The organism is Ardenticatena maritima, from assembly GCF_001306175.1.
GTDB lineage: Bacteria > Chloroflexota > Anaerolineae > Ardenticatenales > Ardenticatenaceae > Ardenticatena > Ardenticatena maritima.
In genome coordinates, this window is record NZ_LGKN01000005.1 from 259,837 (window position 1) to 281,247 (window position 21,411).

Genomic DNA, 21,411 nt, shown 5'->3' on the forward strand with positions numbered 1-21,411 from the left:
CCCGACGGCAAAAGCCAGAAAATGTGTGCAGAACCTGTGTAGAACGCCTGAAAAAGCGGCGTCCCACACAAAAAACCGACGGGCGATAGCCGCCCGTCGGCTTCTTCCACGGCAGACCGCGGCTCATAGGTCCTGCGCCAATTCAATCTCCTCTTCGTCTTCTTCTTCGTCCGGTTCGGGCGGGCGCAGGGCAATTTCAAGCACCTGCTCCATGCGCTCAACCGACACGATGTTGAGCCGTCGGCGCACGTTGGCGGGGACCTCCACAAGGTCTTTTTCGTTGCCCTTGGGGATGATGAGCGTCTTCAAGCCGGCGCGGTGGGCGGCGAGGGCTTTTTCTTTCAACCCGCCAATGGGCAGCACACGCCCGCGCAACGTAATTTCGCCGGTCATGGCGACATCACACGCCACCTTGCGCCCCGTCAATGCACTGATGAGCGCCGTCGCCATGGTGATGCCCGCGCTGGGACCGTCTTTGGGGATGGCCCCCTCCGGCACGTGAATGTGAATGTCAATCTTGTCGAAGTCGTCAATGTCAATGCCTAGTTCGTCGGCGTGGGCGCGGGCATAGGTCAGCGCGGCTTGTGCGCTTTCCTGCATGACTTCGCCCAATTGCCCGGTGAGCGTCAGGTTGCCTTTGCCGGGCATGACGCTGACTTCAATGCTCAACAAATCGCCTCCCGCCTCGGTCACGGCGACGCCGGTTGCCACGCCCACCTCATCTTCACGCTCGGCAACGCCAAACGTGTATTGCGGCGGTCCCAGCCAGTGCGGCAGGCGGCGGTCTGTCACCAGGCGCAGCAGATGCTCGCCCTCGGCGTAGCGGCGCGCCAGTTTGCGGAAGATGCTGGCAATGGCGCGTTCCAGATTGCGCACGCCCGCCTCGTTGGTGTATTCGCGGATGATGCGGCGCACCGCTTTTTCGCTGATACGCACGTCATAGCGCCCCAGCCCGTGCGCCTCTTTCTGGCGCGGGATGAGGAAGTTCATGGCGATGGTCACTTTCTCGTCCTCGGTGTAGCCCGGAAACTCAATCACTTCCATGCGGTCGAGCAGGGCGGGCGGGATGGTGTAGAGCACATTCGCCGTGGTGATGAAAAAGACGTTCGACAAATCGTAAGGCACTTCGAGGTAGTGGTCGCTGTATTCGCGGTTTTGCTCAGGGTCGAGCACTTCGAGCAGCGCCGAAGCGGGGTCGCCGCGAAAATCGTAGCCCAGTTTGTCAATTTCATCGAGCATGAAGACGGGATTGACCACGCCGGCGTTGCGCATGCCCTGAATGATGCGCCCCGGCATTGCGCCGATGTAAGTGCGGCGATGCCCGCGAATTTCGGCTTCGTCGCGCACGCCCCCCAAACTCACGCGCACAAACCGCCGCCCCAACGCTTCGGCAATGCTGCGCCCCAGGCTGGTTTTGCCCGTGCCCGGCGGTCCCACAAAGCAGAGAATGGGGCTGGGCATTTTCTCGCCGGCGAGCTGGCGCACGGCAAGGTATTCGAGAATGCGCTCCTTGGCTTTTTGCAGCGCGTAATGGTTTTGGTCCAGCACTTCGGCGGCTTTTTTGAGGTCAATCTCATCAGGCGGCGGCGCGCCCCAGGGCAGTTCCAGCAGCCAATCGAGGTAGGTGCGAATGATGCCCACTTCGGGCACCATGGGCGGCATGGCTTCGAGCCGCCGCAGCTCTTTGAGGGCTTTCTCGCGCACCGTGTCGGGCATGGGGCTTTCCATGATGCGCTGGCGCAGTTCTTCGGCTTCGCCCAGGAAGGGGTCGCGCTCGCCCAATTCGCGCTGAATGACGCGCAGTTGTTCGCGCAGGAAGTATTCGCGCTGGGTTTTGTCCATTTCTTCCTGCACCTGATGGTGCAGGTGGTCTTGCAATTCCAGCAATTCCAGTTCGCTGGCGAGCAGAACGTTGAGCCGCTGCAAGCGTTCCACCGGGTTGATGATTTCAAGCAGCTGCTGGCGGTCGGCGACGGAAAGCTCGATATTGGCGGCGAGAAAATCCGCCAACCGGCCTGGTTCGCTGATGTTGTAGGCAAGGCCGTAAAACCCTTCGGGCAGTTCGCGGAGCACGACGTATTTTTCGTAGAGCGAGAGCGCCAACCGCGTCAGGGCTTGCACTTCGCGCGTCTTTTCGACGTCCGGTTCGGGGATGGTTTCGACGCGCGCCATCAAGAAGCCGTCGCGCGGGGGCAAAAATTCCTTGATGCGCACGCGCGAAAGCCCCTGCACCATGACGCTGACGCCCCCGTCGGGCACGCGTATTACATTCACAGGCTCAATGAGCGTGCCGACGGTGAACAGGTCGTCCGGTTCGGGCTCGTCAATGTCAGCAGACCGCTGGGCGACCGCCACCACTTCAAAGCCTTCTTCGTTGAGGTCTTCCACACCTTCAAGGAAAAATTCTTCCATGAACAATGGTGCGTTGGCGCGCGGGAAGACGACAATGTCGCGCAGCGGCACCAGCACCGCTTCAAAGGTTTCCGGTTTTTCGGGTGGTTGCATGTCGAAAAGGTCCATAGGCCTCTATCTCACCGTTTGACTGTTTCAAGGGCGAATATTGTACCACAAAGCACGAGCTTCGGCAGCCACAAAGAGCGAGCCGGTGACGATGACCGCGCCGTCTTCACCCGCCATGTCGAGCGCGTTGGTGAAAGCGGTTTGCACGTCGGGCGCGGGCAGGACAACCGCCAACGGGTCGAGGGCGGCGGTGAGCCGCTCCGCCAACCGGGGGGCGGGCATGGCGCGCGGATGCCGCGCTTGGGTGGCAATCCAGCCTGTTGCGAAGGGGCGCAGAGGGCGCACAATCGCTTCCACGTCCTTGTCGGCGGAAACGCCGAACACCATCCAGAGGCGGTCCCAGGAGACGCCGCCGTTGAGCGCCAGGTCGCGCAAGGTTTCGGCAAGCGCCTGGGCGGATGCGTCGTTGTGCGCGCCGTCCACCAGCACGAAGGGGCGCGCGTTCAACACTTCTGTGCGCGCCGGCCAGCGCACATGCGCCAGCCCCGCCCGCAAGGCGTCGTCGTCCCACGTGAGCGCCCCTTCTTCGCGCACGGTGGTGAGCGCGGCGACAGCCGTGGCGGCGTTGACGAGTTGATGCGCCCCCAGCAAGGCAAAGGGCAGGTCGTCCCACGCCCACTCGGCGCGCGTGCGATGGCGCAGGGCGATGGTTTGACCGCGCAGGCTGAGCGCCCGACGCGCCCAAACCCACTCACGGGCAACGTCCACCAGTGGAGCGTTCTGGCGCTGGGCGGCGTTGGCGATTTCGCGCCACGCCTCTTCCACTTGCGGCGCCACCACCACAGGACGCCCCGGCTTGATGATGCCCGCCTTGTCGCGGGCGATGAGGGCGTGGGTATCGCCCAGGATGTGCGTGTGTTCCAGGCTGATGGGCGTGATGATGGAAACGAGCGGGCGGCTGATGGTGTTGGTAGCGTCAAGTGTGCCGCCCAAACCGACTTCGATCACGGCAACGTCCACTGCGGCTTCGGCGAACGCCAGGAAGGCGATGGCGGTGATGGCTTCAAAGAAGGTAAGCCCTTCCAGTTGTTCCGCCGCACGGCGCACCTGTTCAGCGCAATGCGCCAGATACTCCGGCGAAATGGCGCGCCCCGCCAGTTGGATGCGTTCGCGCTCGGTGTGCAGGTGCGGGCTGGTGTAGAGCGCGGTCTGGTAGCCGGCCGCCCGCAAGACGCTTTCGATGATGGACGCCGTAGAGCCTTTGCCTTTGCTTCCGGTAATGTGGATGGTCGGCACGGCGTCTTGCGGGTTGTTGAGCCGCGCCAGCAACGCCCGCATGCGGTCCAGTTTGTAGGGGGAACGGGTGGCGGGCGGTTGGCGCTCAAAATCAATCAGAGACCAGAGCCAGGCGCGTGTTTCTTCGTAAGTCATAGGCTTTCACCGTAGATTGAGTTGCACCACCGTGACGCCGTCGCCCCCTTCGGTTGTATCGCCGGGGCGGAAGGTCGCCACCAGTGGGTGGTTGCGCAGTTGTTCGCGCACGGCGCGCCGCAACGCGCCTGTGCCCTTCCCGTGGATGATGCGCACAGAGGGCACGCCCGCCAGGTAGGCGTCGTCCAGGTACTTGTCGAGGACGGGGAGCATGTCATCCACCCGCATTCCGCGCAGGTCGAGTTCCAGCGGCGGGGCTTCGGCGACGCGGCGCGGCGGCGTTGGGACGGTGGGCGCGGCGTGCTGGGCGGGCTGTTTCTTTTGCGGGCGGCGTTGCACCTCGTCCAGCGGCAGGCGCAGGCGGAACGCGCCCGCGGCAATTTCGGCTTCGTCGCCGTCCAGCGCGATGACGTCGCCCGTGCGCCCCAACGCGGGCACCCAGACGGTATCGCCAACCTGGATGGGACCGTCGGGCACGGGTTCTTCGGCGGGTTCTTCATCGGGCAGGGGGGGCGCTTTGAGCGGCGCGAGTTCCTCTTTTTCGATCTGGTCAATCTCGCGGCGAATGGCGCGCAGTTCTTCTTGCTGGTCGGCGTAGCGCGCCAGCCGTTGCATGAGGTCGCGGATGTGGGCGCGCACGCCTTCCAGTTCGCGGCGGGCTTCTTCGCGCGCCTGGTTGAGCAATTGGATGCGTTCGTGTTCGAGTTCCGCCAGGCGGCGTTCCAGTTCGCGGCGGGTCTGTTCCAGCGCTTCGCGTTCGCGCCGCACCTCTTCGGCTTCAGCCTGGGCGGCGTCGCGCGTCTGCTTGATATCGGCAAGCAGGGCTTCGAGTTCGATGTCGTGCGAGGAGAGCAACGCGCGCGCCTGTTCGATGATGGCGGGGTCGAGCCCGAGGCGCTGGGCGATGGCGATGGCGTTGGATTGCCCCGGCAAGCCGATGCGCAGGTGGTAGGTGGGGCGCAGGGTTTCCAGGTCGAATTCCACGCTGGCGTTTTTGACGCCCGGCGTGATGTGCGCCCAGACTTTGAGTTCGCTGTAATGCGTGGCGACAATCGCCCAAATTCCCCGTTCCAGCAGGTGCATGAGCAGGGCTTGCGCCAGCGCCGCCCCTTCGACGGGGTCGGTGCCCGCGCCCACTTCGTCCAGCAGGACGAGGCTGGATGGGGTGGCGGCGCGCAAGATGCGCGTGATGTTGGTCAGGTGTGATGAGAAGGTGGAGAGGCTTTGCTCGATGCTCTGTTCGTCGCCGATGTCGGCAAAGACGTTGTCGAAGAGCGCCACGCGCGAGCCTTCGGCGGCGGGGATGTGCAAGCCGCACATGGTCATCAGCGTGAGCAAGCCCACGGTTTTGAGCGTGACCGTTTTGCCGCCCGTGTTGGGTCCCGTGATGACGAGGATGCGGAAATCGGGTCCCAGCCAGACGTCAATTGGCACAACCGTCTCCGGGTCGAGCAGGGGGTGGCGCGCCTGGTGCAGGTTCACCAGCGGCTGGTCGCGCGGCGGGCTGGCGGGGTCGCTCAGTTCGGGTTCGACGGCGCGCAGGCGGTCGGCGTATTCGGCTTTGGCAAAGGCAAGGTCGAGGTCGGCCAGGGCTTCGACCGTCCAGATGAGTTCATCGCTGTTTTCGGCCACGAGGTCGCTCAGTTCGCGCAAAATGCGTTCGATTTCGTGCTGCTCGGCGATTTGCAGTTCGCGCCACTGGTTGTTGAGGTCGAGCGTCTCCAGCGGCTCGATGAAGACAGTCGCGCCCGATGACGATTGGTCGTGGACAACGCCCCGCACGCGCCCCTTGTGCTCCGCCTTGACGGGGATGACGTAGCGGTCGCCCCGCTGGGTGATGATGGGTTCTTGCAGCCAGCGCTGCATGTTGGGGTCGCTGATGATGCGGCGCAGTTTTTCCAGCAGGCGGTCGTGCGCCATGGCGATGTCGCGGCGCAATTGGCGCAGTTTGGGGCTGGCGTCGTCGCGCACGTCGCCGTTGTCGTCAATGGCGGCGGCGATGGCTTCATCGAGGGCTTCACACGGTTCGATGCGGTCGGCGATGCGCGCCAGCGCGGGGTAGTGTTCGCGGTTGCGCAGGATGAGCGACCGCAAGCGCCGCCCGGCGATGATGGTTTGGCGGATGTCCAGCAGGGTGATGGGCGAGAGCACGCCCCCCTTCTGCGCCTGCTCCACCTCTTCGCGGATGTCCCGCGCCCCGCCGATGCGTGCGTTGGGATGGCGGGCGAGCAGGTCGCGGGCTTCGCGCGTTTCCGCCAGGCGGCGGCGGACGGTCTCCGGGTCGTTGGTCGGCGTCAAAGAGAGCGCGCGTTCACGCCCCGCGGAGAAGGCGGTTAGCGCGGCCACCCGTTCAAGAATTTTGGGCAGTTCCAGCGTTTCGATTGATTTGGCGTCGAGTCCGTGTGGCATGGTTGTCTGCTTCATCTCTGCTTTTCACATGCAAAACCCGACGCGCGCGGGCGTCAGGTGGTTGTGTCAGTTGGAGATTGTAGCATAAGTTTGGAGATGGGGAGATTGGGACGCGCCAACGGGACGCCGTCAACGAAAAAAGCCCCGCCAGGGTGGACCTGACGGGGCTTTTCGGCGAGACGGCGGGGTTAGCGCCCGAACCCGAAGCCGGGACCGCCACGCCCGTGGCCGCCGCGCCCGTGGCCGGGGCCGAATTTGCCGCCCACAGCGGGACCGCGGTCGCGCAGTTGGTCGGCGATGTCGGCGCTGATGGCGCCGTCGGCGACGGCCTGGTCAATGGCGGCGTTCCAGGCGGCGTCCATAGCGTCACGCAGGGCGTCGCGGTCGAGGTCGGCGAGCAGGTCGCGCAGGGTGCCGTCTTCACGGGCGGCTTGCAATTCCTCCACCGTGATACCCAGTTGCTCGGCGAGCACCGCTTGCGGGTCGAAGTAGTCCTTCATGACGCGGTGCGCGCGGATGAGGTCGGCTTGTTCCTGCGTCAACTTCCCTTGTTCGACGGCGTAGTCGAGCGTGCGGTCGGCGGCGCGTTCACGCGCGGCTTGCAGTTCGTCCACGCTCACGCCCAACTCTTCGGCGAGGAATTGGTCCATGATGTCGCGCATGCCGTGGAAGAAGCGCCCCACCTTGCCTGCGACGTTCACGGTTTGGGTGTCGGTGTCGGGTTCTTGCGCGGCCGCGCTGGACGGCGCCCAGAAAATCCCCACTGCCAACGCCAGCACACCCAGAACGGCGGCCAATGTGGTTGCGTAGAACAGTTTCTTTTTCATCGTGTACCCTCCATCTTGTTGATTTGGTTGGTTGCGTGCCATCGCTTGGCACTGTTCATGGTAGATGAAGGGTTTGGAGAGGCGGTGGAGAGAATGTGAAAATTGTGTGGAAAGATGTAAGAAGTTTGTAAAAAGCGGCGGTGAAACCCCGCCCACCGCCGCTTACGAGACCGCCAGGCTTTGCGCCAGTTGCAGGGCGTAGGGTACCCCTTCACGCAGGCGCACCCCATGCCACGCGAGCAGTTCACCATCCACCAGCCGCACGGCCACGCCCTCGCCCAGCGCCGCGCGGACTTCGGCGGCGTGCTCCTCGCGGAAGGGGTACGGCTCGGACGCCAGCAGCACCACATCGGGGCGCGCCGCGCGCAGCGTCTCCCAATCGAACGCGGGATAGCGCCCCTCAAAGACGTTGACGCCCCCTACAAGCGCCAGCAGGTTGCTGATGAAGGTCTCCGCGCCGGCGGCCATCCACGGTTCACGCCAGATGACGTAGGCAAAGCGCCAGGGGGGCGGCTGGGCGGCGCGCGCCTCCGCCACCTTCCGCTCAATCTCCGCGGCCAGGCGCTCGGCCTGCGCGCGGCGGTTGAGCAGCGCGCCCAGCGTGCGAATATCGGCGACGGCCGCCTCCACCGTCAGCGGCTCCGCCACCCAGACGGGCACGCCGGCGGCTTCCAGCGCCTCCACATCTTCGCGGCGGTTCTCCTCCCGGTTGGCGAGCACCAGTTGGGGGCGCAGAGCCACAATGCGCTCGATTTTGGGGTTCTTGGTGCCGCCAATCCACTTATCGGGGGTGATGCGGTCGGCGGGATGAACGCAAAAGCGCGTGTAGCCGACCAGGGCGTCGCCCAACCCCAGCGCAAAAAGGGTTTCGGTGGTGCTGGGCACCAGGCTCACCAGCCGCTCCGGCTGCTGAATGGGCGCGAAGCATTTGCCGCGCACGTCGCACAATTGCATGGGTCTGCCTCCTGTCTGCACAAGGTCTTATCCGTCCAACGCCCGCAGGTTGTTTTCCACAAACCGAATACGGTGGTGGTCGGGCGGGAGTGTGGCCCTGAGAATGCGCAGCGCCCGCTCATAGCAGGCCCGCGCCCCCTCCAGATCCCCCAGGGCCTGCAGCACACTCCCCAGGTTGTTCACATCGCGGGCCACGTTGGGGTGGTCGGGGCCGAAGACCGCCTCGTTGATGCGCAGCGCCCGCTCATAGCAGGCCCGCGCCCCCGCCAGGTCCCCCAGGTCCTGCAGCACACTCCCCAGGTTGTTCACATCGCGGGCCACCTTGGGGTGGTCGGGGCCGAAGGCCGCCTCGTCGATGCGCAGCGCCCGCTCGTAGCAGGCCCGCCCCCCCGCCAGGTCCCCCAGGGCCTGCAGCACACGCCCCAGGTTGTTCACATCGCGGGCCACGTTGGGGTGGTCGGGGCCGAAGGCTGCCTCGTCAATGCGCAGCGCCCGCTCATAGCAGGCCCGCGCCCCTTCCAAATCCCCCAGGGCCTTTAGCACATACCCCAGGTTGTTCACATCGCGGGCCACATTGGGATGGTCGGGGCCAAAGGCCTCTTCATCTATCCGCAGCGCCCGCTCGTAGCAGGCCCGCGCCCCTTCCAGATCTCCCAGAGCCTGCAGCACAAGCCCCAGATTGTTCACCGCTGCGGCCACACGAGAATGCGATTCCCCCAGGTAATGCTCCCAAATGCGCAACGCTCGCTCATAGCAGGCCTGCGCTCCTTCTAAGTCCCCTAGGGCATACAACACACTACCCAGGTTGTTCACTGCCGCGGCCATATGGGGATGCGATTCCCCCAGGTGATGCTCCCAAATGCGCAACGCTCGCTCCAAGCAAGCCCGTGCTCCCGCCAAGTCCCCCAGGTCCTGCAGCACACTCCCCAGGTTGTTCACATCGCGGGCCACGTTGGGGTGGTCGGGGCCGAAGACCGCCTCGTCGATCCGCAGCGCCCGCTCATAGCAGGCCCGCGCCCCCGCCAGGTCCCCCAGGTCCTGCAGCACACTCCCCAGGTTGTTCACCCGAATGGCCACCTTGGGGTGGTCGGGGCCGAAGGCCGCCTCGTCGATGCGCAGCGCCCGCTCGTAGCAGGCCCGCCCCCCCGCCAGGTCCCCCAGGGCCTGCAGCACACGCCCCAGGTTGTTCACATCGCGGGCCACGTTGGGGTGGTCGGGGCCGAAGACCGCCTCGTCGATGCGCAGCGCCCGCTCAAAGCAGGCCCGCGCCCCCGCCAGGTCCCCCAGGTCCTGCAGCACACTCCCGAGGTTGTTCACCAGCGTTGCGACGTTGGGGTGCTCTTCGCCCAAATGGGCCTCCAAGATGCGCAGCGCCCGCTCAAAGCAGGCCCGCGCCCCGGCGTAGTCGGCCAGGGCGTGCAGGTGGTAGCCCAGTTCGCTCCACAGGCGGGCGGCGACCTCGGGAGCCAGGGCCTCGCCCCGTCCTGCCGCGGCGCGCAGGTGGGGCAGCAGCGGAGCAAAGAGGGCATAATCGCCCGTCCGATCCACGTGCTCGTTGGTCTCCCGTGCAAGGTCCGCCAGGGCTACCAGGAAGGTGTAGCCTTCGTCGGGGGTTTCCTCCGCCAAACGGCGGGCAAACTCCACCAGCAGGGGGTGCACCACCGGGCCTTCGGGGTCCTCCCGCCAGAGACCCAGTTCCAGCAGGCGGCCCAGCGCCAGCCCGCGGCGCTCGGCGTCGGGCTCCACCAGGCGCAGGATGTCGTCGGGAATGGGCGCGTTGGGGGCCAGGAAGGCGGCGGCGCGGAAGAGGCGGCGGGCGGTTTCGTTCTGCTCCTGCTCCCGGGAGGCGGTTTCGCCCCGCACCTTTTCATCTTGCAACTGCTCCCAGGAAAGGGCGAAGGTGGCCCACAGGTTCAGGTCGTGTTCCGTGGGGTTGCCCCATTCGGACTTCCAGTCCTGCATGGAGGGGTGGGCGAAGGGGTCCTCCAGCCGCGCCAGGTAGTCGGCCACGGAAAGGGTGCGCACGTAGTTCAGGTAGCGGCCGGCCAGTTCCAGCGCCAGGGGCAGATGGCCCAGCCGTTCGGCCAGGGCGTCCAGGTCGGCGTCGGCGGCGCGCTCGGGCGAGAGGTAGCGGCGCAGAAAGGCGCGGCTTTCGTCGGGGGTGAAGATATCCAGCGGCCGCACGTCCAGCCCCAGATCGCGGGGCCACAGGCTGCGGCGGGCGGTGAGGAGCAGGCGCAGGGTGTGGTGGCGCAGGCGGCGCAGGGTCTCGCGGGCGGCGTCCACCTCTTCCAGGTTGTCCAGGATGACCAGGCGGGGACCGTCCTGCTGCCAGGCTTCCAGCACGCGACGGGCATACGCGGCCAAGTCTTCGCCCGCGCCGCGGGCCAGTCCCATTTCCTCGCCGTTGCGGGCAATCTGCTCCTCCAGCAGGTCGGGGTCGCGCAGGTCGAGCCAATGCACGCCCCGGAAGCGGTAGCCGTAGCGGTAGGCGAACTCCACGGCGATTTGCGTCTTGCCCACGCCGCCCAGGCCGGTGATGGCCTGGGTCACCAGCACGGCGGGGGCGGCGGCCGTTTCGCCGTCGGGGGGCAGCAGGGCGCGCGCCAGGTCGGCCAAGGCCGCCTCGCGGCCGATGAAAGCGGCGTTGCGCCCCAGGGGCAAGTGGGAGCCGGGGGGCAGTTCGCCGGGCAGGGTGAGGACCGGCTTGAGGGCCTCGGCCTGGGCAGGGTTCAGCGTCACGCGGTTGTGGTGGCCGATGATGATGACGCCGTGATTCACATCGCCGTGCACCAGCACCCGCCCCTGCACAAGGGCGTCGCGCAGAGCGTGCAGGTCGTCCGCGGGCGGTGTCTCGCCCTGCGCCAGCCGCGCCAGCACCTCGTCCAGCCGCGCCAGCACCTGGGCGAAGCCGGCCTGCTGTTCGGCGCGCGCTTGCTGCACCAGGTGAAGCAGGACGGGCAGGGCGAAGTCGCGCAGGCGGGCCACCGCGCGCAGGAGCGCCTCGGTGTAGAGGCGGGCGGCTTCGGCGCGGCGCTCCGCGGGCAGGGTGGGCAGGTCGCGGTCGAAGGCGTCGCGCAGGGTGTCCTCCAGCCCGCGGGCGTCCAGCGCGGCGGGCAGGCGGGCCAGGGCCGCCTGCACCGCGGGCAGCGTGCCGAAGTCCAGGCTGTGAAAGAGGCGGCGCAGGTCGGCGTCGGGGCAGTTGGCGGGGTCCTGCAACCAGATGCGAGCAGCCTCAGCGGCGGCTTCCAGGCGGCGTTGGGTTTCGGCGTCGGTGAGCCAGGCGTCCAGGCGGGGGGCGAGTTCGGCCTCAATGAGCGCGTCGGCCAGGACGCCGGCGGTTTCCTCCCCCAGCCAGACGCGGGCCTGGTGTTTCAACAGAGCCGTCAACAGACGCACCACGGGCATGGCGCTGCTCCTTCCACTTCACCCTCATCGTTAGGGTGGAGTATAGCGCGATTGAAAAAACATGTCATTTCCGCGGCGGGGCGCGCCCCGCTCCAGCGGTTTGACAGAGCCGACCACCACCCCCTACAATGGCGGCGTGCATTGCATGCTCACATCGCCTCCGACAGTTCACCACGCCGTACCACGCGAACAACCGACCTCAGGAGCCTTCCGCATGTCCTCACAGGATGAACAGGAATACCGCCCCTTGATGATGCGCGACCTGCCGTTTGATGAACGCCCGCGCGAACGCCTGCTGCAACACGGGCCGGGCGTCCTCTCCGACGCCGAGTTGCTGGCCATTCTCCTGCGCACCGGCGTGCGCGGCATGAACGTGGTGGCGCTGAGCCAGCACCTGCTGGTGCATTTTGGCGGCCTGCTGGGGCTTTCACGCGCCGACGCGCTCGACATTCAGCAGAGCGCGAAGGGGCTGGGACCCGCCAAAACGGCGCAACTGCTCGCCGCGCTCGAAATCGGGCGTCGCCTGGCGCGCCTCACCCCCGAAGCCCGCGCCAAAATCGGTTCACCCGAAGACGCCGCCCGCCTGCTGATGCCCGACATGATGCACCTGACGCAAGAAGTCATGCGCGTGGTGCTCCTCGACACGAAGAATACGGTCATGGCGGTCAAAACGCTCTACAAAGGCAGCCTCAACGCCTCGGTGGTGCGCGTCGCCGAAGTCTTCCGCGACGCCATCCGCGCCAACGCGGCCGCCATTCTCATCGCCCACAATCACCCCAGCGGCGACCCCACGCCCAGCCCCGAAGACGTGCGCGTCACCCAAAGCATTGTCGAAGCGGGGCGCTTGCTCGACATCAAAGTGCTCGACCATCTGGTCATTGGGCAGAACCGCTGGGTCAGCCTGCGCGAGCGCGGGCTAGGCGGCTTCATCTAATCGCCCTCATCCCACAAGGAGCGTGCCATGACCTCGCTTCCACCGCTGACCGCGGTTGTGGTCGCCTGGTTGCTGGGCATTGTCGCCGCCGCTCACCTGCGCCTGCCGGTCTGGGCGTGGGGGGCGCTCGCCCTCGTCGCCCTGCTGGGCGCCGGGGCGTATCGGCGGCATGCGTGGCGGCGCATTCATCCCGCGGACATTGTCTTTCGCGTGCACCCCCTGCACGATACGCGCCTGCTGGCGTTGCTCCTACTGGCGGCGTGGGCGGGCGGCGGGGCGCGTACCGCCTGGGCAACCCCCACGTTCGACAGCGCCGCCCTCGCACGCTACAACGACCTGGGCGCGCGTGTGGGCGTCGAGGGGTGGGTGGCGGCCTACCCCGAACGGGACGGCACGCGCCAACGCCTGCGGCTGCGCGCCGAAGCCATCACCCTGCCGGATGGACGGCGCGCCCCCGTGCAGGGCGATTTCATCGTCTCGCTGGGGCGCTACCCCGCCTACCACTACGGCGACCGTCTGCTGGTGCGCGGTTTGCTGGAAACGCCCCCCACGTTCGACGATTTCGACTACCGCGCCTATCTGGCGCGCAAAGGTGTGTATAGCCTCATGCGGCGGGCGTCCGCCACGCTGCTGGAAGAGGGGCGCGGGCGTCTGTTCTACCGCTTGCTCTACGCCCTGCGCGACCGCGCCTCGGCGACGTTGAACGCCATCACGCCGGAACCGCATGCGGCGCTGCTCAACGGCATCTTGCTCGGCATCGAAAGCGGCATCCCCGACGACCTCATGGAAGCCTTCAACCGTACCGGCACCACGCACATCATCGTCATTTCGGGCTTCAACATTTCCATCATCGCGGGGCTTTTTCTGGCGCTGGGCAAACGGCTGGTGGGGGAACGCCGCGCCACCTGGCTGGCGGTGGGGGGCGTGGCGCTCTACGCGCTGCTCGTCGGGGCGGACGCCGCCGTCAGCCGCGCGGCGCTAATGGGCATCCTCTACGTGGTCGCCCTGCACATGGGGCGGCGCAGTCTGGCGCTGAACTCGCTCGCCGCCAGCGCGCTGGTCATGACCTTGCTCAACCCCTTCACGCTCTACGACCTCGGCTTTCAACTCTCGGCGCTCGCCACGCTGGCGCTCATCCTTTTCGTGCCGACGCTCACCGCCTGGGTGGAAGCGCGGTTGGCATGGCTGGGGGCTCGCCGCGCCACCGTCATGGCGCTGTTGAACGACGCGCTCATCGTCACGTTCGCGGCGCAACTGCTCACCACGCCGCTCATCGTCAGCGTGTTTGGGCGGCTTTCCATCGTCTCGCTGCTCACCAACCTGCTGATTCTCCCCGTGCAATCGTGGGTCATGCTGGGGGGCGGGGCGGCGCTGCTGGCGGGGTTGGTCTGGCTGCCGCTGGGGCGCGCGCTGGCGTGGATACCGTGGTTGGGGCTGACGTGGACGTTTGCCATGGTGGAATGGACGGCGCGCTTGCCGCTCGCCAGCGTGGACGTGGGGCGTTTCGGCACGCGCAGCCTGCTGGGCTACTACGTGGGGCTGGCGCTCGCCTGGGGCTACGCCACTCAACCCACCTGGCGCGAACGGGCGCGCACACTCTGGCACACTTCCATCGCCCGCCGGCAGACGGTGGGGCTGGCGGCGCTGGTGGTGTTCGCCACACTGCCCTGGCTGGCGGCGCAACACGCCCCCGACGGGCGTTTGCACCTCTACGCCCTCGACGTCGGGCAAGGCGACGCCCTGCTCATCATCACCCCCGACGGCAAGCAACTGCTGGTGGACGGCGGCAACGACCCGCAATTGCTGCTCGCGCGCGTGGGCAGGCGTTTGCCGCCGTGGGACCGCACGCTCGACGCGCTCATCCTCACCCACGCCGACGCCGACCATTTGGGCGGCTTGCCCGGTCTGCTGGAACGCTACGACGTGGCGATGGTCATTCACCCCGGATTGGCGGATACGACCGCGCTGTGGGACGCCTGGGAAACGGCGCTGGCGCAGGAGCAGACGCGCCTGGTGGAAGCGCGGCGGGGGCAACGCCTCATGCTGGGGGATGGCGTGCGGCTGGACGTGTTGGGACCGCCGCGCCCCTACGTGCAGAGCGAGCGCGTGGAAAACGACAATTCGGTGGTGGTGCGCCTGCGCTACGGGGCGTTTTGCGCGCTCTTGACGGGCGATATTGAAGCGCCCGCCGAAGCCGAACTGGTGCGCAGCGGCATGCTGACGCCCTGCGCCGTGCTCAAAGTAGCGCACCATGGCAGCGCCTCATCCACCACGCGCCCCTTTCTGGACGCGGTGCGCCCCCGGTTTGCCCTGCTCTCCGTAGGGGCGGACAACCGCTATGGGCATCCCAACGACGCCGTGCTGGACCGTCTGCAACAGGCGGGGGTGCGCGTCTGGCGCACCGACCAGGACGGGACCCTGCACCTGGCGACCGATGGGCGCACGCTCTGGTTTGAAGCGGAACGCTGAGAGGCAGGGCGCACGAAAAAAGCCCTGTCGGGCGTTGGCGTTCCGACAGGGCTGGCGATACCGCAATGAAGAAGCGGCTACGTCAGAAAAAGCCCCATGAAAATGTTATGCGTGTATGTGCCGCGGGGCGTGCGCACCGCGCGGCGCTGGACGGCTTCGACTTCAAACCCCAGCGAGCGGTAGAGGTGTACCGCGGGGGCGTTGTTGGCGAACACTTCCAACTCGGCTTTCTCATAGCCCACCACGCGGCACCACTCGATGAGCGTTTTCATCATCTCGCGCCCCACACCCCGGTTGCGCGCGAACGGCAACAGCCAAATGCTCAGCGTCGCCACGTGAAAATCCTTCTCGCCAAAGCGCCCTGGTCGCGCGGTTGCCAGACCGGCGAAATCATCTTCCACCTCGGCAACCAGGTAGAGATAGCGGGGCATTTTGAGCGAGACCATAAACTCGTTGGCGACCTGCCCAATGCTCACGTCTTCAACGCCAATGTGGAAACTCTGGCGCGAGACATACCCCAACCCGCTTGCCGCACGCCAGACATCACGCCGCTTCATGGGGCGCAGCACAACCGGCGCGCCGTCCTTGGTGGACGTGCGCACAGGCCAATCAATATGGGCTGCCGGTGGCGTGTGGGTATGCTGTCGAACCATATCACCCTTCCAGAAGCCGGTGCGCCGCGGTGTATGGGTCAATGCCGCGCCGTGTAATCTCGTCAAGCGTGCGCTCATACTCGCCGGGCGGCAATTGGCGTCGCAAGCGCGCCACCAACTCACGGCGCAAAATCCGTTCGAACTCATTTTCGGCGCGGATACGCACACGGGTTTGCCATTCGCCGCTCTCTTCCAGGTAGCGGCGGTGGGCTTCGATCGCGTCCGCGACCTCGGCAACGCCTTCGCCGCGCGTCGCCACCGTCGGCAAGATGGGAATCTTCCAATCCGAGCGCGGATGCCCCAAATCGAGCATCATGCGGAGTGTGCGCATCACACGGACAGCGTCGGGGTGGTCGGCTTTGTTGACGACGAAAATGTCGGCGATTTCGAGCAAGCCCGCCTTGATGCTCTGCACATCATCGCCCAAGCCCGGCACTTCGATGACAATGGTGGTGTGCGCTTCGCGGGCAATGTCCACTTCCACCTGCCCCGCGCCCACCGTTTCGATGAAAATGATATCGAAGCCCGCGGCGTCCAGCACCGAAACGACATCGCCCGTTGCGCGCGCCAGCCCCCCCAGGCTCCCGCGCGTCGCCATGCTGCGGATGAACACGCCCGCATCGCCCGTGTGGTCGCGCATGCGGATGCGGTCGCCCAACAGCGCCCCCCCGGAAAAGGGGCTGGTGGGGTCAATGGCGACAATCGCCACGCGCTTGTCGCGCGCGCGAAACTCCTTCGTCAAGGCGTTGACGAGGGTGCTCTTCCCCGCGCCCGGCGGTCCCGTCACCCCGACGATATGCGCTTGCCCGGTGCGGGGGTAGAGTTGCGCGAGAATGGCCTCGCCCACCGCGCCGCCGTTTTCCACGCGGGTAATCGCACGCGCCAGCGCCCGACGGTCGCCTGCTAGCAAGCGTTCAACCAGTTCAACGGCTTCCTGGGGTGGCGTGCTCATGCTTCTTTCGCCTCGTCGGTGCTTTCAGCGGCGGCAGGCTCTTCGGGGGGCAGTTTGCCGCGCTTGCGCAGTTCATCTTTCAAGAAGTCAATAATCGTGCTCATCAACGTGCCGGGACCAAAGACGCCCGCCACACCGTATTGCTCCTTCAAAATTTTGGCGTCGCTTTCACTGATGATACCGCCGCCAAACAGAATCACATCTTCCAGACCGTTCTCATCCATCAATTTGCGCACACGCGGGAAAATCGTCATGTGCGCACCGCTCAACAGGCTCAGCCCAATCGCGTCCACGTCTTCCTGAATGGCGGATTCCACAATCATTTCCGGCGTTTGGCGCAAACCGGTGTAAATCACTTCAAAACCGGCGTCGCGCAAGGCGCGCGCAACCACTTTTGCGCCGCGGTCGTGCCCATCCAAGCCGGGCTTGGCAATCAACACACGAATTTTGTTCAGATTGTTGTCGCTCATGTTGTCAACCCCCTATGCAGTTGTCTCTCATCATCTCGGCGCCATTGCCGTCAAACAGAGGCGAGAGCGGCTCGCGTCGCTGGTGAATTATACGAAAAAGAAAAGTGCGCCGCAATCATGCGGCGAATGCGTCGCCCATCAGCCGCCATTTTTCTGTTTCGTCCAGCGGAACAGGCAACGTGAAACTTTTCACTTGTACGTGTGTTCAATTGGATTATACTTTTCCACCGACCAAGTCGTCTATCATGAGGCGAAAGAGGCGCGGAAGTATGAAACGCATTTTGCTGTTGATAAGCGGCGTGCTGGTGCTGCTGTTGGGCATTGCGACCGAAACAAAGGCGCAAACCCCCACCGCCGATGAAGTCAACGCGGTGGCGGCTGAACTCTATTGCCCATTGTGCGCCGGTTTGCGCCTGGACGTGTGCGAGTTGAAAGTCTGCGAAGATATGCGGCAAGAGATTGCCGAACGCCTTGCCGCCGGCCAAACGCCGGAAGAAATCAAAGCCTACTTCGCCGAGCAGTATGGTCCCAAAGTGTTGGGCGCTCCTGAAAAGAAAGGGTGGGGCTGGCTCGTGTGGCTCTTCCCGATTGTGCTGGCGTTGGCGGCAGGGCTCGGCGTCCTCTGGTGGTGGCGGCAGCGTTTCAACGGCGAACGGCTGTTTCCCACAACGAGCCCAGTAGTGGGCGATATCGCCGTGGATGATGCCGACCTGGAACGTGTAGAGCGTGAGTTAGAGGCATTGGAGAGCGAATGAGCGTTCAAGGCGACGTTTCCCCGAAGCCGACAACGAGCAGCCGCCCCATCTGGTTTTATGGGGTTGTGGCGGTTTCGCTCGTGGTGTTGGCGTTGCTGGCTATGGCGCTGATACGCACGCAACAAGGGCAGGTGAGCAGCGGCCCCGCCCCTGATTTCACGCTGGAAACGTTTGAGGGCGAAACGCTGCGCCTCTCCGATTTTCGCGGGACGCCTGTGGTCATCAACTTCTGGGCGTCGTGGTGTGTGGAATGCTACCGCGAAGCCGACTTGCTTGAGCAAACATGGCGCCGCTACAAGGGGCAAGTGATGTTCATCGGCGTGGACTACGTGGACACGCTGGAACCGGCGCTGGAATACATTGACCGCTACGACATCACCTACCCGAACGGTATGGACAAAGGCAATCGCATTGCGGATGCGTATCGCATTCAGGGAGTCCCGGAGACATTTTTTGTGGACCGCGAGGGGAACATCGCGGGGGTGAAAATCGGCCCGCTGGAACATGACGAACTCGAACAGTGGATGCAACGTCTGTTGCAAGAATGAAACAAGGCGCACGTGGGTGCGCCTTGTTTGTTTCTTCACCCAGCGGCGTTTGTGAGGCGGCCATGTTTGCACGCGGTACATCCTGGGCGGATTGGCTTCTTCTGCTGCTGGCGCTTGTGGTGCTGGCGGTGCTCATCGGGCTGGTGCTGGGCGTTTTGCTGGGGCTTCTGATGAGCCGCCACATGAGCCCGCTCACGCTGAGCCTCTTCCTGCTGGTGCTGGGGGGCGGGCTGATGGCATGGCCGTTCTTCGTCGTCGCCGCGCCCCCGGATGAGTACGACGTGTACGACGTGCCGCCCCACACATTCGACGAACGCTAACCCTCATTCTGGATGAATGACATAGAGGACGACCGCCTCGCCGGGAATATCCACCGCTTGCCCCGATTGCAAAGTGACGCTGGCAACCTGCTCGGCTGTATGCGCCCGGTCGAAGAGCCATACCTCGGCGGTCGCCTGTTCGACGCCCACAATCTGCAAGGGCACACGCTGCGCGTCAGCCGCACGGTTGACCACAATCAGCGTCAGCGCCCCATCGGCGCGGCGCGCGGCATAGGCTGAAAGGCGCGGCACGTCGGTTTCGGCCTGTACCCGCTCATCGCCAAACTGCTTGTAGAGTTGGTAGACGTAGTACGTGGGGCGCACGTCCGTCCGCGCCAGCAAGCCATAGCCGCCAATCGAGGTTGGCGTTTGCAACGCAAAGTACGCGACAATCTCCACATCCTCGCGAATCAACCGCCCCAACACATCCGCCCACCACAAGGCGCTGTAAAACGAATCGGGGGTGGTTTCGCCGCTGCTGGTGTTGCTCCAATAAGAGTTGACTTCCGTGACGGCGATTGGCAAGTCGCGCCCCGTCAGGTCGCGCACGGTTTGGCGCAAAGTGGGGATGATATGGTCCCACTCCTCGCTATTGGCAAGCAGTTCGTCGGGCGTCGCTTCTGGGTCGGTCATGCTGCGTGGGAACGGATAGCGGTGGAAGGAGACGATATCAATCAAATCGCCGTTGGCGCGCAAAAACTCTTCCATCCACAAGCGCCCCTGCGCGTCGCGCGGGTCAGTCGCCGGGTTGCCGGTGTACTGGTGAATTTCCGGCCCCATGAGCACGATATCGGGGTCGAAGGCTCGCATGGCTTCGGCAAAGGCGCGCCATTCACGATTGAACCGCTCGGTGTCGTACTCATCGTACAAACTCGGCTCGTTGCCGATGCTCCAATAGCGCACCTGATAGCCCTGCTCCTTGACATAGCGCATGACCTCAACGGCTTCCTCAGGCGTGCTGTCCAAAAACCGCACGCTGATGCTCGGCTCAGCGCCGCCCAACATTTCCGAGACCATCATCAAGCCGTCAATGTGGTACGGTTTGAGGGTGTGGGTATCGCCCCAGTTGCCGCCGGGGAAGCGCAAAAAGGTAATCCCCGACTGACGCGCTTCTTCCTGCAACGCCAGCGGAATGCTCATCCATGGACCATAGTTGGCGCCATACACGTAGGGGCTGATTGTTCCCAGCGATATGTGCGGATTGACGTAGATGCTTTGCGGCGCCGGCGTCGGCCAGGGCGTGGGGGACGGCGTGGGGGGTGGGTCGTTCAAGCCGGCAAGCGGTTGCGAACAGGCGGCGCAGAGCAATGCGAACACAATTACAACACCATGCAGGAACATTCTTTTCTTTGTAAACATGAAAGCGCTTTCTCCTTTCTGTTTTGAAAAAGGGGATATGTGCCCACATCCCCTTGCATGGCATCAATCAGCCGCGACAACGCTCACGTGATCATCTTACGCGAGCCATGTCATCAGCCGTTCTTCCAGCAACGGCGGCGACAACTGCGGTGCGTCGCCTACCGGTCCCACCAATACCAGTACCATGTTGGACGGCGTGAGATACGTTTGCGCCACGCGCTGGATATCTTCAGCCTGCACCGCCGCCAACGCCGCCAACACATCACTCGGCGAGAGCAAAGGGCTGACGCCTTGCAACAACTGCGTGACATACCAACCCGCCGCCCGCATTCCCGATTCCAGCCCCAGCAACAAGCGCCCTGTCACGTATTCGCGGGCAAAGATGACTTCTTCGGGGGTTGGGCCTTCGGCCACAATGTTGCGCACCTCGCTGGCAATGGCTTCGAGCGCGAGCATGACGTTCGCGGGGTCCACCCCCGCTTCGATGGTCATTTCGCCAAAATCGGAGCCAAACGAGAGGTACGAACCGATATGGTACGCCAAGCCCAGTTGCTCGCGCACCTGCAAAAACAACCGCGACGCCATGCCATCGCCCAGCAACGCATTCAACAAGAGCAAGGGGTATTGGTCGGGATGACGCTCAGGAACGGTGCGCACCCCCATCACCAGTTGCACTTGCTCAATGTCGCGGTGAATGCATTGGACATGAAGCCCCGCAGGCAACGGCTGTGCAGGAAAGGGTTGCTTTCCCGCGCCGCCTTGCCACTCAGCGCTCAACGCCTGCGCCCAGGCGACAACATCCTCATGTTCAACCCGTCCGGCAACCGCCAGCACACCGTTTTGCGGACCGTAAAAGGTCTGCATGAACGCCAACACGTCCTCACGGGTGAGCGCCCGCACGGTCTCGCGCGTTCCGGCAATATCGCGCCCAAGCGGATGCCCAGGGTGAAGAAGCGCCATCGCCGCCAGCCCCGCCACTTCGTCGGGCATATCCAGGCTGGCGTTGATTTCTTCGATGATGATGGCTTTTTCGTGTTCAACATCTTCCTCGCGCATGAGGGGGTTCATCACCATGTCGAACAAGACATCCAACAAGCGCTCCACATGCTGGAAAGGCACTTGCCCCCAATAGTTGGTCATCTCGCGCGAGGTGTTGGCGTTCAGAATGCCGCCAACGCCTTCAATCGGCAACACAACATCGCGTGATGTGGGGCGGGTATGCGTCCCCTTGAACACAAGATGCTCGATGAGATGCGCCACACCGGCTTGCCGATCGTCTTCGTAGCGTGAGCCTACACGCAACGAGAGCACCGCCATCACCGACAAGCGATCGGGGAGCGGCACACTGACAACGTGCAGCCCATTGGGCAAGCGCGAATGATAGACCACATGCCCGACCCATTCGTCTTGATACGTGGTAAAAGTGGTAGAAGAAGAGGTCTGCGTTGTTTTCGGCATTGCA

The 21,411-nt window shown here is 64.7% G+C and carries 16 protein-coding genes; 5 read left to right on the forward strand and 11 right to left on the reverse strand.

Annotated features, from left to right (window positions below; translation table 11 throughout):
• Positions 1-123: 123 nt before the first annotated feature.
• From lon to SE16_RS09045, 6 genes are all read right to left on the reverse strand, one after another.
• Positions 124-2,520: an endopeptidase La gene (gene lon, locus SE16_RS09020; RefSeq protein WP_054493187.1), complete on the reverse strand. Its 2,397-nt coding sequence runs from the start codon at positions 2,518-2,520 to the stop codon at positions 124-126.
• 27 nt (positions 2,521-2,547) lie between these two features.
• Complete coding sequence (locus SE16_RS09025; protein ID WP_054493188.1) at positions 2,548-3,891, reverse strand: bifunctional folylpolyglutamate synthase/dihydrofolate synthase; 1,344 nt, start codon at positions 3,889-3,891, stop codon at positions 2,548-2,550.
• Between the two features lie 6 nt (positions 3,892-3,897).
• Positions 3,898-6,300 carry an endonuclease MutS2 gene (locus SE16_RS09030; RefSeq protein WP_054493189.1) on the reverse strand — a complete coding sequence of 801 codons (2,403 nt, stop codon included), beginning with the start codon at positions 6,298-6,300 and terminating at the stop codon, positions 3,898-3,900.
• A gap of 188 nt (positions 6,301-6,488) precedes the next feature.
• Positions 6,489-7,127, reverse strand: a complete 639-nt coding sequence (locus SE16_RS09035; protein ID WP_054493190.1) for a hypothetical protein — start codon at positions 7,125-7,127, stop codon at positions 6,489-6,491.
• 162 nt (positions 7,128-7,289) lie between these two features.
• On the reverse strand, positions 7,290-8,081 hold the full coding sequence (locus tag SE16_RS09040; RefSeq protein ID WP_054493400.1) for a helical backbone metal receptor: 792 nt from the start codon (positions 8,079-8,081) through the stop codon (positions 7,290-7,292).
• Between the two features lie 27 nt (positions 8,082-8,108).
• Positions 8,109-11,489 (reverse strand): tetratricopeptide repeat protein, encoded by a 3,381-nt coding sequence (locus SE16_RS09045; RefSeq protein ID WP_060687497.1) that lies wholly within the window; start codon positions 11,487-11,489, stop codon positions 8,109-8,111.
• A gap of 214 nt (positions 11,490-11,703) precedes the next feature.
• Here SE16_RS09045 and radC point away from each other — a divergent pair, with 214 nt between their 5' ends.
• Both radC and SE16_RS09055 read left to right on the forward strand, forming a co-directional pair.
• Positions 11,704-12,423, forward strand: coding sequence for a RadC family protein (gene radC / locus SE16_RS09050; protein ID WP_054493033.1), 720 nt, complete (start codon positions 11,704-11,706; stop codon positions 12,421-12,423).
• A 27-nt stretch (positions 12,424-12,450) separates the two neighbouring features.
• A complete protein-coding gene (locus SE16_RS09055; protein WP_060687499.1) occupies positions 12,451-14,892 on the forward strand; it encodes a DNA internalization-related competence protein ComEC/Rec2 in 2,442 nt (813 codons plus the stop codon).
• 77 nt (positions 14,893-14,969) lie between these two features.
• Here the strand turns inward: SE16_RS09055 and SE16_RS09060 are convergent, their stop codons facing one another.
• Genes SE16_RS09060 through SE16_RS09070 form a run of 3 tightly spaced genes read right to left on the reverse strand, consistent with a single transcriptional unit; the run spans position 14,970 to position 16,967 of the window.
• On the reverse strand, positions 14,970-15,545 hold the full coding sequence (locus tag SE16_RS09060) for a GNAT family N-acetyltransferase (RefSeq protein WP_054493310.1): 576 nt from the start codon (positions 15,543-15,545) through the stop codon (positions 14,970-14,972).
• 1 nt (position 15,546) lies between these two features.
• A complete protein-coding gene (meaB, locus tag SE16_RS09065; protein ID WP_054493309.1) occupies positions 15,547-16,497 on the reverse strand; it encodes a methylmalonyl Co-A mutase-associated GTPase MeaB in 951 nt (316 codons plus the stop codon).
• Positions 16,494-16,967 carry a cobalamin B12-binding domain-containing protein gene (locus SE16_RS09070; protein ID WP_054493308.1) on the reverse strand — a complete coding sequence of 158 codons (474 nt, stop codon included), beginning with the start codon at positions 16,965-16,967 and terminating at the stop codon, positions 16,494-16,496. The genes meaB and SE16_RS09070 overlap by 4 nt, the downstream gene beginning before the upstream one ends.
• A 269-nt stretch (positions 16,968-17,236) precedes the next feature.
• Here SE16_RS09070 and SE16_RS09075 point away from each other — a divergent pair, with 269 nt between their 5' ends.
• The 3 genes from SE16_RS09075 (at position 17,237) to SE16_RS09085 (ending at position 18,590) form a co-directional block, all read left to right on the forward strand.
• Positions 17,237-17,722, forward strand: a complete 486-nt coding sequence (locus SE16_RS09075) for a cytochrome c-type biogenesis protein (protein WP_054493307.1) — start codon at positions 17,237-17,239, stop codon at positions 17,720-17,722.
• On the forward strand, positions 17,719-18,270 hold the full coding sequence (locus SE16_RS09080) for a TlpA family protein disulfide reductase (RefSeq protein ID WP_060687507.1): 552 nt from the start codon (positions 17,719-17,721) through the stop codon (positions 18,268-18,270). The genes SE16_RS09075 and SE16_RS09080 overlap by 4 nt, the downstream gene beginning before the upstream one ends.
• A 62-nt stretch (positions 18,271-18,332) precedes the next feature.
• On the forward strand, positions 18,333-18,590 hold the full coding sequence (locus SE16_RS09085; protein WP_054493306.1) for a hypothetical protein: 258 nt from the start codon (positions 18,333-18,335) through the stop codon (positions 18,588-18,590).
• 3 nt (positions 18,591-18,593) lie between these two features.
• Here the strand turns inward: SE16_RS09085 and SE16_RS09090 are convergent, their stop codons facing one another.
• Both SE16_RS09090 and SE16_RS09095 read right to left on the reverse strand, forming a co-directional pair.
• Positions 18,594-19,949: a hypothetical protein gene (locus SE16_RS09090; RefSeq protein ID WP_152918140.1), complete on the reverse strand. Its 1,356-nt coding sequence runs from the start codon at positions 19,947-19,949 to the stop codon at positions 18,594-18,596.
• A gap of 96 nt (positions 19,950-20,045) precedes the next feature.
• Positions 20,046-21,407, reverse strand: a complete 1,362-nt coding sequence (locus SE16_RS09095; RefSeq protein ID WP_054493304.1) for a M16 family metallopeptidase — start codon at positions 21,405-21,407, stop codon at positions 20,046-20,048.
• Positions 21,408-21,411: the final 4 nt, after the last annotated feature.

Excerpts from the sequence above, each read along its gene's own strand:
- lon (WP_054493187.1), bottom strand. The coding sequence starts at position 2,520 with ATGGACCTTTTCGACATGCAACCACCCGAAAAACCGGAAACCTTTGAA.
- SE16_RS09025 (WP_054493188.1), bottom strand. The coding sequence starts at position 3,891 with ATGACTTACGAAGAAACACGCGCCTGGCTCTGGTCTCTGATTGATTTT.
- SE16_RS09030 (WP_054493189.1), bottom strand. The coding sequence starts at position 6,300 with ATGCCACACGGACTCGACGCCAAATCAATCGAAACGCTGGAACTGCCC.
- SE16_RS09035 (WP_054493190.1), bottom strand. The coding sequence starts at position 7,127 with ATGAAAAAGAAACTGTTCTACGCAACCACATTGGCCGCCGTTCTGGGT.
- SE16_RS09040 (WP_054493400.1), bottom strand. The coding sequence starts at position 8,081 with ATGCAATTGTGCGACGTGCGCGGCAAATGCTTCGCGCCCATTCAGCAG.
- SE16_RS09045 (WP_060687497.1), bottom strand. The coding sequence starts at position 11,489 with ATGCCCGTGGTGCGTCTGTTGACGGCTCTGTTGAAACACCAGGCCCGC.
- radC (WP_054493033.1), top strand. The coding sequence starts at position 11,704 with ATGTCCTCACAGGATGAACAGGAATACCGCCCCTTGATGATGCGCGAC.
- SE16_RS09055 (WP_060687499.1), top strand. The coding sequence starts at position 12,451 with ATGACCTCGCTTCCACCGCTGACCGCGGTTGTGGTCGCCTGGTTGCTG.
- SE16_RS09060 (WP_054493310.1), bottom strand. The coding sequence starts at position 15,545 with ATGGTTCGACAGCATACCCACACGCCACCGGCAGCCCATATTGATTGG.
- meaB (WP_054493309.1), bottom strand. The coding sequence starts at position 16,497 with ATGAGCACGCCACCCCAGGAAGCCGTTGAACTGGTTGAACGCTTGCTA.
- SE16_RS09070 (WP_054493308.1), bottom strand. The coding sequence starts at position 16,967 with ATGAGCGACAACAATCTGAACAAAATTCGTGTGTTGATTGCCAAGCCC.
- SE16_RS09075 (WP_054493307.1), top strand. The coding sequence starts at position 17,237 with ATGAAACGCATTTTGCTGTTGATAAGCGGCGTGCTGGTGCTGCTGTTG.
- SE16_RS09080 (WP_060687507.1), top strand. The coding sequence starts at position 17,719 with ATGAGCGTTCAAGGCGACGTTTCCCCGAAGCCGACAACGAGCAGCCGC.
- SE16_RS09085 (WP_054493306.1), top strand. The coding sequence starts at position 18,333 with ATGTTTGCACGCGGTACATCCTGGGCGGATTGGCTTCTTCTGCTGCTG.
- SE16_RS09090 (WP_152918140.1), bottom strand. The coding sequence starts at position 19,949 with ATGTTTACAAAGAAAAGAATGTTCCTGCATGGTGTTGTAATTGTGTTC.
- SE16_RS09095 (WP_054493304.1), bottom strand. The coding sequence starts at position 21,407 with ATGCCGAAAACAACGCAGACCTCTTCTTCTACCACTTTTACCACGTAT.